Here is a 13,209-nt window from a genome sequence, read left to right as displayed (position 1 = left end):
TCTATCAGAAAATCCGACATGGACTGTCAGTATGGCGTAAAATAGCGCCCAGTTCTGTCAACGAATCTGAAACCAGACGCAATCTGGTGACGTTGTAATTCAATTTTTGTGACGTTCTTCGACAGGCTTTTTTGCTAGTCAAGCGCGATGGAGCGCAGTAGGATTCGCCTCAACACTTTTATTTTTAAAAAGCAGCTTTTTAGAAAAAGCTTTTTGGATACAGCATTTTTGGAGAAGAGTATGCAGCTAAAACGGGTGGCGGAAGCCAAGTTGCCCACCCCGTGGGGCGATTTCTTGATGGTCGGTTTTGAAGAGATTGCCACAGGCCACGATCACCTTGCTCTGGTTTATGGTGATATTTCCGGTTCAGTACCCGTACTTGCCCGTGTGCATTCCGAGTGTCTGACAGGGGATGCGTTATTTAGCCTGCGCTGTGACTGTGGATTCCAGCTTGAAGCCGCACTGGGCCACATCGCCGAAGAAGGCCGCGGCGTGCTGTTATACCACCGTCAGGAAGGTCGTAATATTGGGCTGCTCAATAAGATCCGCGCCTATGCGTTACAGGATCTGGGAGCCGATACGGTGGAAGCCAACCAACAGCTTGGATTCGCCGCCGACGAGCGTGATTTCACACTGTGCGCTGATATGTTCAAGCTGCTGGGCGTTGATGAAGTCCGCCTGCTGACCAATAACCCGCAGAAAGTGAAAATACTCAACGAAGCAGGGATCAATATCGTTGAGCGCGTGCCATTACTCGTCGGGCGTAATCCGAAGAATGAGAACTATCTGGCGACCAAAGCCGCCAAAATGGGGCACCTGCTGGATATGAAATAGCGATCCCGCTTCACGTCAGGATCGTATCTTTCAATGACGACAGCCGGTTTTTAACCGGCTGTTTTATTGGGATTAATGCTTGAGGATGTACATATCTTGCGTGAAGTAATCACCACGGAAATTAGGTGAAAAACCACCGATATATGTTTTCACCATTTGTGGTTGAGAATAATGATAAATCGGAGATAAAGGGATTTGTTGCGACAAAATCATCATTGCCTGTTGATAAATCGCCTGTCTTTCCTGCCGACTGTTTGCCGTTAGCGCTTTTTGCAGCAGGGCATCATATTCTGGGCTAGTGAATTTAGAGTTATTGTTACTATTACCCGATTGGAGAATTTCCAGAAAAGTGCTTGGTTCATTGTAGTCGCCAATCCAGGAATACCGAACCACGTCGTAGTTACCAGTGCGGATCGTATCCAGCATGGTTTTCCACTCTTGATTCTGTAATGTGGCTTCGACACCGAGGTTCTTCTTCCACATGGAACTGGCGGCAATCGCCACACGCAAATGGGATTCAGACGTGTTGTAAAGCAGGTTAAAACGCAGCGGGTTCTTTTCATTAAAACCGGCATCTGCTAACAGTTTCTTCGCTTCTACATTGCGTTGTTGCTGTGTCCAATTCGCCCATTCTGGATTTTGCAAACTATATCCCCCCGTATGCAAAGGAACCAGACTGTAGGCGGGCTTTTGCCCCATGCCCATCACTTTTTCTGCAATCACCGTCTTATCCAAACTGAGATCTAATGCACGGCGTACCCGAGCATCATTAAACGGGGGCTTCTGCGTATTAAACTGATAGAAGTAAGTGCCTTGAAGCGGTGACACTCTCACCTCCTTCGGATACTCTTTTTGTAACGATGCAAACTGGATTGGTGATAACAGCCCAGTAATGTCAACTTCACCGGACTTATAGCGATTCAGTTCCGCCGCCTGTGAAGTGATCGGCAGGTACGTCACTTTGTTAATCACGGTATGTGCGTTATCCCAATACTGGCTATTGCGCGTGCCGACGATACGTTCATTAACGACCCACTCGCTTAGCGTGTAAGGACCACTGCTGACAAAATTGCCGACCTGCGTCCAGTTTTCCGGATGTTTTTCAAGCACCGCTTTCGGTAATGGTACCAGTACATGGTAAGCCGACATTTCCAGGAAATAGGAAAGCGGATGCTCCAGCGTCACTTCTACGGTATGACTATCCAGCGCTTTGATACCCAAGGAATCTGGCGTTTTCTTGCCCGCCAGAATATCCGCCGCATTTTTCACATACATACTGGCGACATAGCTACCGTACGGTGACAGCGTTTTCGGGTCACCAAGGCGTCGCCAACTGTAAACCACATCGTCCGCAGTAATTGGTGAACCATCGGACCATTTGGCATCAGGCCGCAGATGGAACGTCCACACCGTGTTGTCTTTATTCTCCCAGCGCTCCGCCAGTCGTGGCTCGATAGTGCCGTCATCGCCCACGCGAACCAGATTATCGAAGAAATCATTGATGATGTGACCTTCAACATCGCTTTCCACCTTATGCGGATCCAACGATGCCGGCTCTGAACCGTTGCCCCGCACCAGCTCTTGTTTATCCGCCAGTACCGCCCCGGCAGGAACCTGGGCAGCAAAAGCCGATGTCATCGCGCCTGTTGTACACAGCGTGAGCAGCAGTGCGTGTTTGAAGCGTTTTTTAATTAACTCATTCATATAACCTCCTGTTATATCCCCGTCATTCTTCAAGCGGCATTTCCGCGATTCCGAGGCATGGATGGGCAATAATTTTTACTTATTCCCCATGTAGTTAGCGTCACGACCACCTAACCACAATTCACCTGAGGATTCGAGCATTTCATGTGGGGAAACGTGCGCTGGTGCGTCGGGGATAATATATCTTTCTTAACCGTCTAGAATGAAACGTTACACTGCTGTGTGTAACGCTTCATTTTTAACCGTCAATAGTCCAAGCTATACGTCCACGTAGCGACAGCAAGTGGAGATTGTTATGGACAATCAAAAAGAAGGGAGCTTGCGGCTGCTTACGTCTGGTGAAATAAGGCTAGCTAAATCTATTTTTGGTGATTCAATCCACTACCACAAAGTTTGGATTCATCACGGTAGTTACCTTCCATTCGGCCTTCAAGATAAAAACACCGCCATGAGTCCAAATGGAGAACTGTATTTTCGGGCATGGTATAGCAACGATTTTTCCCTCACGAATATGTCCAACCAACACCTCTTTATTCATGAAATGAGCCACGTCTGGCAGCGTGAGCGAGGTATGAATGTCATATCTTTAGAGGTTTGGTCAGTTGGGCTGTCAGTTATCGCTACCAACTTGGTAACCGCACATTAAGATGCTATCCAATGGAACAGCAGGCACAAATAATCGCTGATTATTTCGTTTTAAAAACATACGGCTATCAAGTGTGGAAAATGTTGAGAGCACGCGGAGATGTCACCCTTGATGGCGATACTTCTGAGGCCACCATACGGCAACAATATCAAAAAACCATGCAGTTCTTTCCTTGGAATTAACGATGACATTTACTGCAAAATTGTTTGCGCTTCTGCTTATAGTGACGAGTTTTCTTCTTGTCGGTTGCCCCGGTTCGGGCGATCGCCTGAAGCCAGACGAATTGACATCAGTCAAACAATTGGGAAGCGATCTCTGCTTTTTAGTTAGCGATGCTCGGGATTACCAGCCTACTCTCATTGCGATCAGCATAAGAACCGCTCAACCACAGGAATGGACGCTGTATGAAAATCCCAGCGTAGTCGTTACACAGGGTGAACTGTGTCTTCCTCCTTCTTTTTACCACTTTTTAGACGACAGCACATACGTCGTCAGGTATATCCTGCAATCGAAAAAATACGGTGACTCACGAAGAAGCATCGTGTCTGCAATAGCGTTTACCAACGGCAGTGTCCAAAGCGTACCACTCAGGAAGGATGAAGCCGCTTATTATTGATGTACTTGTTATGCTTCGGGCTGATCCAATCCACCGAGAGCAGGTTTTCTGCCCTCGGTGACCAGATATAAAATTACAGCATATTACGGATAACGTAATGCAGGATGCCGTCGTTCTGGTAGTAGGTCAGTTCGTTGCGGGTATCGATACGGCAGCGGGTGCTGATGGTCTGCGTGTTACCACTGGCATCCGTGATATTGACCTCAACCGTCGCCCCCGGCGTCAGTTGATTTAATCCCGTAATCGAAATCTGCTCATCCCCAGTGAGCTTCAACGTCTTACGCGTCACGCCTTCGGGAAACTCCAGCGGCAGGATCCCCATTCCGATCAGGTTAGAACGGTGAATACGTTCGAACGATTCGGCAATTACCACACGAACGCCCAGTAAGCGCGGGCCTTTCGCGGCCCAGTCGCGGCTGGAACCGGAGCCATACTCTTTCCCAGCAAACAGCGCCAGCGGGATATTCTCCTCCTTGTAGCGCATTGCCGCATCATAAATTGTCATCTCATTCTGCGACGGGATATGGCGGGTATAACCACCCTCTTTACCCGGCACCATCTCATTACGAATACGGATGTTGGCAAACGTCCCGCGCATCATCACTTCGTGGTTACCGCGCCGTGAACCATAAGAGTTGAATTCCGCGGTTTCGACGCCACGCTCCAGCAAATATTTTCCTGCCGGGCTATCGCGCTTGATATTACCGGCTGGTGAGATATGGTCGGTGGTGACCGAATCGCCCAACAGCGCCAGAATACGCGCGTTGTGGATATCCTGAACCGGTTCAGGTTCTTTCCCCATTTCCAGAAAGAAAGGCGTCTGACGAATGTAGGTCGATGCTTCCGGCCATTGGTAGGTAGGATGGTTATCGACCTCGATGTCTTGCCACTCCTGCGTGCCTTCAAACACGGCAGCATATTGCTTGTGGAACATGCCCGCGCTGACATTCAATACGGCATCCGCCACCGCTTTCGTCGACGGCCAGATATCTTTCAGGTAGACGGCGTTTCCGTCACGATCTTCACCCAGCGGTTCTTGGGTCAGATCGACGTTCATATTCCCCGCCAGCGCATACGCGACCACCAGCGGCGGCGATGCCAGCCAGTTCGTTTTCACCAGAGGATGGATGCGGCCTTCAAAATTACGGTTGCCTGACAGCACCGCGCCAACCGTCAAATCGCCTGTTTTTATCGCGGCTTCGATCGCGTCCGGCAGCGGGCCGGAGTTACCGATACAGGTGGTACAGCCGTAGCCGACAAGATTGAACCCCAGTTCATCAAGGTACGGCGTCAATCCCGCTTTAGCATAGTAATCGGTTACGACGCGTGATCCGGGTGCTAACGACGTTTTCACCCACGGTTTGGTTTTCAGACCGCGCTCTACGGCATTTTTTGCCAGCAGCCCGGCTGTCATCAGCACGCTCGGGTTAGAGGTATTGGTGCAGGACGTGATCGCAGCGATCACGACCGCGCCTTGATGCAGACGGTGTGTTTCGCCTTCCAACGTGAATTCTTCATAGTCCGAACGATTCTTCACCGTGCTGACATCCAACTCCCGACTGGCTTGAAAGGCTTCCGGCACGCCAGCTAACGGCACACGATCCTGCGGGCGTTTCGGCCCTGCCAGACTGGTTTCCACCGTCGCCAAATCCAGCGCGAGCTGGCTGGTAAATACCGGTTCATCACCCGTATTACGCCACAGCCCTTGCTGCTTACTGTAAGCTTCCACCAGCGCGATCTGTTCTTCTGGGCGGTTGGTCAACCGCATATAATCCAGCGTGATTTGATCGATAGGGAAAAAGCCGCAGGTCGCACCATATTCCGGTGCCATGTTGGCGATGGTTGCGCGATCCGCCAGCGGCAGCGAATCCAGTCCATCGCCGTAAAATTCCACAAACTTACCGACCACGCCGTGCTTACGCAGCATCTGTGTGACCGTCAGCACCAGATCGGTTGCTGTTATCCCCTCTCGCATCTTGCCGCTGAGTTTCACGCCGACGACATCAGGGATCAGCATCGAAACAGGCTGCCCCAGCATCGCAGCCTCGGCTTCTATCCCGCCGACGCCCCAGCCGAGCACACCTAAACCATTAATCATCGTGGTATGCGAATCGGTTCCCACCAGCGTATCGGGATAGGCGAACTGTTTATCGCCCTGCTTTTCATGCCAGATGGCCTTAGCCAGATACTCCAGATTCACCTGATGGCAAATTCCGGTTCCCGGCGGCACGACGCTAAAGTGGCTAAAGGCATTTTGCCCCCAGCGCAGAAACTCATAGCGTTCACGGTTACGCGCCATTTCCAGCTGTGTGTTATCCGTGAGCGCCTGACGATCGCCGAAGTGATCAACCGTCACCGAATGGTCAATAACCAAATCAACTGGCGACAGCGGGTTAACCTTATTCACATCGCCGCCCAGCCGTTTCACCGCCGCTCGCATTGCCGCGAGATCGACCACGGCAGGCACGCCGGTAAAATCTTGCATTAATACACGCGCAGGACGATAGGCAATTTCCCGATCAACATGGCCTGTCTTCAGCCAGTCCACCACCGCCTGAAGATCGTCCTGCTCGACCGTGTCGCCGTCCTGATGGCGCAATAAATTTTCTAGCAGCACCTTGAGTGATTTCGGCAATTTATCGATGCTGCCGAGCGTTTTTGCCGCCTTTGGCAGACTGTAGTAATGGTAAATCTGCTGTTGTACCGTCAGTGTGTCCAGACAAGTGTCGCGAAGGTGTGATGACATGCTGCCTCCCAAATTAACTTGTTTTTCGGGCATATTCGTTATTCTGCATCAGGCGTTCAATCAATAACCGGCCCGTTCTTGCGGTGTTATTTAAAGATAACACAAACAAAAAATAACGTTTTTGCAACAATGCAATATGAACGCAGCGATAGTCGTTAGCTATTGAAAAGAGGCAAGTCGGAATAAGTGTCAATGGGAACGTGAAGAGGATAGCAGACAGTAAAAGCAGCAAGCAGAGGAGAGCGAAAGTAGAAGAGAAAAACGGCCCGAAGGCCGTCTGTCTCAATGTATTAACCTGACGCGAATTTAGACATTCCCAGTTGCTATCACCGTTGCTTCTTCGTCGGCATGATCATGATCGGGTTCTTCCAGATCGTGGTTTCGCTCCAGCTTGGCCACAACTGCGGTCGCCATGCCGTTACCAATCACATTGGTCGCCGTGCGGCCCATATCCAGGAACTGATCGATACCAATAATCAGCAAAATGCCCGCTTCGGGTAAGCTGAACATCGGCAATGTTGCAGCAACCACGACGACGGCGGCACGCGCTACGCCAGCCATACCTTTACTGGTGATCATCAGCGTCAGCAGAATCAGGGTCTGCTCCGTCAAACTTAAGTGGATGTTGTAAGCCTGCGCGATAAACAGAATGGCAAACGCCTGATAGATCATGGAGCCGACAAGGTTAAAGGAATACCCCAACGGGAGTACGAAGCTGGTGATTTTTTTAGGCACGCCGAATTCGCTCAGCGCTTCCATTGTTTTCGGATAGGCTGCTTCGCTACTGGCCGTCGCAAACGCCAGCATACTAGGCTCACGCAGCAGTTTGATCAGACCCCAGGTTGCTTTCTTCCCGAGGAACAGCGTCCCGGCACCGAACATGAGCCCCCACAGCAGCGCCAGACCAAGGTAGAATTCACCAATGACTTTGCCAAAATCGAGGAGAAGCCCTAGCCCTTCGGTCGTAATAGAAGACGCCAGCGAGGAAAACACGGCCAGCGGCGCTAATCGCATGACATAGTCCGTCACCCGAAACATCACTTTCGCCAGTTCTTCTACCATCGTCTCCATGGTAACGGCATGCTTGTTTTGGCCTTTAACAAAAGCCAATGCAGAACCGAAGAACATTGAGAACACCAGAATCTGCAATATTTCGTTATTCGCCATGGCTTCGACGATACTGCGTGGAAATATATGCGCAATGAAGCTTTTCAGCGTAAATCCGCCAGTGCTTACGCCGGTATCTACCACTGTTGGCGTACTCGGAACGGCGAGGTTCATGCCAACGCCAGGTTCGAAGATATTTGCCAATAACATGCCAATGAAGAGAGAAACGACTGAAGAACAAATAAACCATATCATGGCCTTTAGCCCTATTCTGCCGACGGAGGAAGAATTCCCCATACTGGCAAGACCAGAGACCAATGTTGCGAATACCAATGGCGCAATAATCATTTTTATCAGGCGGAGAAAAACATCGGTCACTAAATTAAAGTAGGAAACGACTTCTTTGGTTTGCTGCTCAGTTAATACAGAATGACAAACCCCGCCGACAATAATTCCGAGAACAATAGCTAAGGCGATAAAAAACAATAAGCTGTTCTTTTTCATAGTAACCTCATGATAATGAATAGCATCAGACAATACGCATTATTCTTAAGAATTCGCCGATCGATGCATTCTCGTCATCGCCTTACGATCTATCCCATTTTTTTCGTAATATTGTCTGTATCTTGATGCAGAATACTCGTTAATTGGGAACATTATTGCATTCCCATCAATAATATAAATCGAGCAGTAACACGGAGGATATCACCTGGTAACCTCATGGCTAACTCATTTTTTTCTCTACAAGTGTCACTCAACATAACGACTCCCCTTTTGTTACATGGGAAAAATAAAGGGGATAATTTAATCGGCATGACAATAAATTGCGTCCTTTCATCTCCCCTCCTATTTTCATTTTAAAATATCCATGAGGCACTAGCCTTGGGGAAATAACTTAAATTGAGATTGTTATGAAAAATACGAAACCTGTCACTAATGAAATTTTTCTTATCAACTGATGTAGTTATAATTAATGAATAGCGTTCAATTACCCACCCAAAACCGCCGCCGCAATCCGTAACATCGATGATTTTCTCCCCTACAAAGCCGCATACCCATACACTGCAACGTTTGGTTTACCTATCTCGTTTACACCGACAAAACGGCCTTCGTTATGACATACGAACCTTGCATGACCACGTACTCCTAAACCTCATGTACGAATCATATATAAGACTTATTTTGCAAGAAGCCTCACACTTTACAGTGATGTTTTGTTGTAAAAGAAACAACATGTCACATATGCAACAATCATCAGCGTGAATGTTGATGGGAAAATAATAAGGGGAAGGGGTTTCATGAAACTGTTTTATCAAGCGGAAAGCTGTTCCCTATTTACACACATCATCTTGGTCGAATCCAAACTGGAATTCAAGCTGGAGAAGGTCAACCTACGCACGAAAAGGACCGAACATGGAACCGACTATACACTCATCAACCCAAAAGGGATGGTGCCGGCACTAGAACTGGATGATGGATCTATCCTGACCGAAGGTGTCGCTATCGCCGTATACATCGCCGATCTGGTTCCGCACTGTAACCTTATCGCTCCTACCGGAGGTATAGCACGCTACCATACGGTTGAGTGGCTGAACTACATTTCTGCTGAGCTACACAAAACGTTTACACCGCTTTTTCGCCCCGGCACGCCGGAAACGTATAAAGAGCTGTTGATGGAGTATTTGCAGGTTAAGTTCCGTTATATCAATCTGGTGCTGAGTGAACAAAGCTATCTGGTCGCCAACCGCTTCGGTATCGCCGATGCGTATCTGTTTACCGTGATGCGTTGGGCGCAGTCGCTAAAACTGGATATGCTCCGCTACCCTGCGCTGACGGCTTACCTCGACCATATTGCCGAACGCCCTTCCGTCGTTACCGCGCTTAAGGTTGAAAGGTTGAAAGGTTGAAAAAATAGCATGCAATAACGCCCCGACACGTGGGGCGTTATACGTTTTACGACAGGCGAATCGCTTGGAAATGATGACGCGGATTGGCAATCCCATCCTGAGCCGCCACCAGTTGCAGCTCATATTCATTCATCTCTTTCGTCACCAGCATGACTTCATAGACGGCCGCCGTAGTGTGTTCCAACGCTTTATCCAACGCTACGCCTTTCAGCAAGTTCACCAGCAGCAATCCACTGGTTAAATCGCCCACGCCGACAGGCTGGCGTTCAAATTCCACCAGTGGACGGCTGATGTGCCAGGCGTCCGTCGGCGTGACCAGCAGCATTTCGAAGCTGTCTTCACGCGCAGCCGCGCGGCTAAGGTGTTTGACCAGAACAATTTTTGGTCCTTTTTCACACAGCGCGCGCGCGGTTTCCACGGCTTCCGCCACGTTATGTACGGTACGGCCACCGAGGAGTTCCAGTTCAGGCAGATTCGGCGCGATAATATCGGCCGCGAGCAGCGACTGCTGGCAGTGGAAATCAGACACGCCGGGCGCAACGATACAGCCTTTTTCCGGCGTACCCATCACCGGATCACAGAAGTACAACGCATCAGGGTTAGCCGCTTTCACCTGACGCACAATACCCAGAATATGCTCGCCTTGCTCAGCAGAGCCAATATAGCCACTCAGCACGGCATTACAGGTCTTCAGCTTGTCGATATTCGCAATCCCCTGCACCACTTCGGTCAAGTGGCTCGCAGGCATCACACACCCCGTCCACTGGCCGTATTGGGTATGGTTTGAGAATTGCACCGTATTCAACGGCCAAACGTTTGCGCCCATCCGACGCATTGGAAACTCTGCCGCGCTGTTACCAGCATGACCAAAAACGACATGGGATTGGATGGAAAGTATATTTTTCATTAGATACAACTCAAATCCTTGCCAGCGCCTGTGCGCCTCAACTTACAAGAAGAAAGGGAGCTGACGCTCCCTTATTCGTAATGCTTATGCTTTCCAGCAGATCAGGCAGTAGTGCTTCTTACCACGACGCAGCAAAGTGTAACGATCAAACAGACGATCGGAAGCACTAAAAGTGTATTCAGGATCGGCCTGTTTTTCGCCGTTAATCGTTACCGCATTCGAGGAGATCATGGTACGAGCCTGGCCGCGTGACGGCACCAGCTCGGCACTCACCAACGCCTGTTGCAAATCCGCACCGTTTTCCAGTTCAATAATCGGCATACCATCCTGCGCCAGTTGGGCAAAATCGTCCTGCGTCATATCCTGCAATGCACCAGAAAACAGGCTTTGCGTAATACGACGAGCGGCTTCCAGGCCCGCTTCGCCATGCACCATACGGGTCACTTCTTCCGCCAACACGTACTGCGCACGTGGAGCTTTGCCGCTGTTTTTGTCTTCTTCTTCCAGCGCGTCGATGTCTTCGAGGCTCATGAACGTGAAGAATTTCAGGAAGCGGTACACATCGGCATCCGCTGTGTTGATCCAGAACTGGTAGAATTTGTAAGGGCTGGTCTTGCTGGCATCAAGCCAGATCGCGCCGCCTTCCGTTTTACCGAACTTCGTTCCGTCAGATTTGGTGATCAGCGGCACAGTCAAACCGTAAACCTGTTTCTGGTTCATACGGCGCGTTAAATCGATACCGGAGGTGATGTTGCCCCACTGGTCAGACCCTCCGATTTGCAGTTCGACGTCATGCTGCTTGTTCAGCGAGGCAAAGTCATATCCCTGCAGCAGATTGTAAGAAAATTCGGTGAATGAAATACCGACATCATCACGGTTTAAACGCTGCTTGACAGCTTCTTTGTTAATCATCTGATTAACGGAGAAATGTTTGCCGATATCACGCAGGAAATCCAGCACGTTCATACCACCGAACCAATCGTAATTATTGGCCGCGATGGCGCTGTTTTTGCCGCAGTCAAAATCCAGGAATGGAGATACCTGACGACGGATCTTCTCTACCCATTCACCCACGGTGTCAGCTGTGTTCAGCTTACGCTCTGTCGCTTTAAAACTAGGGTCGCCGATCAAGCCGGTGGCACCGCCTACCAGTGCCACCGGCTTGTGGCCGGCCAACTGGAAGCGTTTCAGGCAAAGCAGCGGCACCAGATGCCCCAAATGCAAGCTGTCAGCGGTGGGATCAAAGCCGCAATACAGTGCAATTGGCCCTTGCGCCAGCCGCTCTGCTAACGCACCCTCATCCGTCACCTGGGCAATCAAGCCCCGCTCTTGCAATTGTTTAATCAGGTTACTACTCGCCATCGATAACTCCATTTTTATAAAAAACAGGCCGTTACGTTCCCTCTTTGGGATACGCACAACGCCGTGAGAAATGCGCAGCATACCTGCCTGCTGTCGCATGATGATTTCACTGCCGCATTACCTTACGCAACACGCTATAAACGCCCTATCGCTGTGCAATGCCCAGTCAACGCGAAACTTCATAGGATAAAGTGCTGATGATAGGAGCGCCAGCGTTTAACACGGATATTTCGCGATTAAGGCGCTAAACGATCAATCTGCCAGCCTTCTTCCTGCCGCTGATAGAAAAATCGATCGTGCAAGCGGTGCTCACCGCCCTGCCAAAACTCCACAGAATCGATAACGACGCGGAAGCCTCCCCAGAAGCTCGGCAAAGGTACCTCGCCATTCTGGAATTTTTGCTTCAATTCCAAAAATTTACTCTCTAGCACGCCGCGCGCTGAAATCCGGCTGGACTGCTTAGATACCCACGCACCAATCTGGCTGTCTTTCGGGCGGCTGTGGAAATATTTCAGCACCTCCAGCGCCGGTAGTTTCTCCACACGCCCCAGCACGATTACCTGTCGTTCCAGCATATGCCAAGGGAACAGCAGGCTAATACGTGGATTGTTTTCCAGGTGATGGGCTTTGCGGCTGCCCATATTGGTATAAAACACCATGCCTTTCTCATCATAGTGTTTCAACAGAACGATACGTTGGTAAGGTTGCCCATGCTCATCGACGGTCGCGACGGACATCGCGGTAGGATCGGCCAGTTTCGCGTCGCAGGCCTGCTTCAACCAGCGTTCAAACAAATCCAACGGGTTAGCCGGAAGATCGCTACGACGAAGCCCACCACGCGTGTATTCACGGCGGATGTCGGCGATATCGGCGGGTTGAAGAGGAGTACTATCAGAGGGGGAGCGTTCCTGAGTCATAATGTCCTGCTGTCGCAATGTCGGGCCAGAAGCGGGCGAAAATCCCATTTTGCTCCCGTACCCGAAAAATCGCAATCAGCAGTAACACCGCGACCGTGCGACATAGTTACATCGGTGCCAACACGCAGTCGTCTACGATAACCCGTTCACCACGTTGGATAAATGCGCGATCGCCTTTGATCCAGAATGTGTAGGTATCATTGCTGTATCGGACGCCAGAAGCGGACACCACCTGAGGGAGAGCCAGACGTTCGCCATCCAGCAGGAAACTCACCTGCGAAGGCATTTCGCCGCCCTGCTGTAGCGTCACCGTTAGCGGCATAGTGCCACATTGATAATGCAGCGTTTCCACTGTTTGCTTATGACCAAAATAGCTGCATCCACTCAGCAGAATCAGCGCTGTCCCCGTCAGCAATCGTTTCATTCTTTTCTCCTGTCATTCTTGTTGATGACGGCAACTGAC

At 50.1% G+C, this 13,209-nt stretch carries 10 protein-coding genes and 1 pseudogene; 4 read left to right on the top strand and 7 right to left on the bottom strand.

The genetic code is table 11. From position 1 onward, the window contains the following. Window positions 1-240 precede the first annotated feature (240 nt). The gene (gene ribA / locus H0247_RS12110) at window positions 241-834 is read left to right on the top strand and encodes a GTP cyclohydrolase II (protein WP_180742749.1); all 594 of its coding nucleotides are present in this window, start codon (window positions 241-243) and stop codon (window positions 832-834) included. 72 nt (window positions 835-906) lie between these two features. Here the strand turns inward: ribA and H0247_RS12105 are convergent, their stop codons facing one another. Next, on the bottom strand, window positions 907-2,538 hold the full coding sequence (locus tag H0247_RS12105; RefSeq protein WP_180742748.1) for an ABC transporter substrate-binding protein: 1,632 nt from the start codon (window positions 2,536-2,538) through the stop codon (window positions 907-909). A gap of 295 nt (window positions 2,539-2,833) precedes the next feature. Here H0247_RS12105 and H0247_RS12100 point away from each other — a divergent pair. Together H0247_RS12100 and H0247_RS12095 are read left to right on the top strand one after the other, a co-directional pair. Further along, window positions 2,834-3,366 (top strand): annotated as a pseudogene (locus H0247_RS12100) (type IV secretion protein Rhs). Window positions 3,367-3,368: 2 nt separating this feature from the next. After that, window positions 3,369-3,800, top strand: a complete 432-nt coding sequence (locus H0247_RS12095; RefSeq protein WP_180742747.1) for a putative T6SS immunity periplasmic lipoprotein — start codon at window positions 3,369-3,371, stop codon at window positions 3,798-3,800. Window positions 3,801-3,873: 73 nt separating this feature from the next. Here the strand turns inward: H0247_RS12095 and acnA are convergent, their stop codons facing one another. Together acnA and H0247_RS12085 are read right to left on the bottom strand one after the other, a co-directional pair. Next, window positions 3,874-6,546 carry an aconitate hydratase AcnA gene (gene acnA / locus H0247_RS12090; RefSeq protein WP_180742746.1) on the bottom strand — a complete coding sequence of 891 codons (2,673 nt, stop codon included), beginning with the start codon at window positions 6,544-6,546 and terminating at the stop codon, window positions 3,874-3,876. A 306-nt stretch (window positions 6,547-6,852) separates the two neighbouring features. Continuing rightward, window positions 6,853-8,157, bottom strand: a complete 1,305-nt coding sequence (locus tag H0247_RS12085) for a dicarboxylate/amino acid:cation symporter (protein ID WP_180742745.1) — start codon at window positions 8,155-8,157, stop codon at window positions 6,853-6,855. Between the two features lie 794 nt (window positions 8,158-8,951). Between H0247_RS12085 and gstA the strand changes: the two genes are divergently transcribed. Then, the gene (gene gstA / locus H0247_RS12080; RefSeq protein WP_180742744.1) at window positions 8,952-9,560 is read left to right on the top strand and encodes a glutathione transferase GstA; all 609 of its coding nucleotides are present in this window, start codon (window positions 8,952-8,954) and stop codon (window positions 9,558-9,560) included. A 46-nt stretch (window positions 9,561-9,606) separates the two neighbouring features. Here gstA and pdxY read toward each other — a convergent pair whose 3' ends face one another. From pdxY to H0247_RS12060, 4 genes are all read right to left on the bottom strand, one after another. After that, the gene (gene pdxY / locus H0247_RS12075) at window positions 9,607-10,467 is read right to left on the bottom strand and encodes a pyridoxal kinase PdxY (RefSeq protein WP_180742743.1); all 861 of its coding nucleotides are present in this window, start codon (window positions 10,465-10,467) and stop codon (window positions 9,607-9,609) included. A gap of 84 nt (window positions 10,468-10,551) precedes the next feature. After that, window positions 10,552-11,829, bottom strand: a complete 1,278-nt coding sequence (gene tyrS, locus H0247_RS12070; protein WP_015840590.1) for a tyrosine--tRNA ligase — start codon at window positions 11,827-11,829, stop codon at window positions 10,552-10,554. A 236-nt stretch (window positions 11,830-12,065) separates the two neighbouring features. Beyond that, window positions 12,066-12,746, bottom strand: coding sequence for a pyridoxamine 5'-phosphate oxidase (pdxH, locus tag H0247_RS12065; protein ID WP_180742802.1), 681 nt, complete (start codon window positions 12,744-12,746; stop codon window positions 12,066-12,068). A gap of 106 nt (window positions 12,747-12,852) precedes the next feature. Continuing rightward, window positions 12,853-13,170, bottom strand: coding sequence for an MliC family protein (locus H0247_RS12060; RefSeq protein WP_180742742.1), 318 nt, complete (start codon window positions 13,168-13,170; stop codon window positions 12,853-12,855). Between the last annotated feature and the right edge of the window lie 39 nt (window positions 13,171-13,209).

Source organism: Pectobacterium sp. CFBP8739 (genome assembly GCF_013449375.1).
GTDB lineage: Bacteria > Pseudomonadota > Gammaproteobacteria > Enterobacterales > Enterobacteriaceae > Pectobacterium.
The sequence above is the reverse complement of the archived record's forward strand: the minus strand, read 5'-3'. Positions and strand labels throughout refer to the sequence as shown.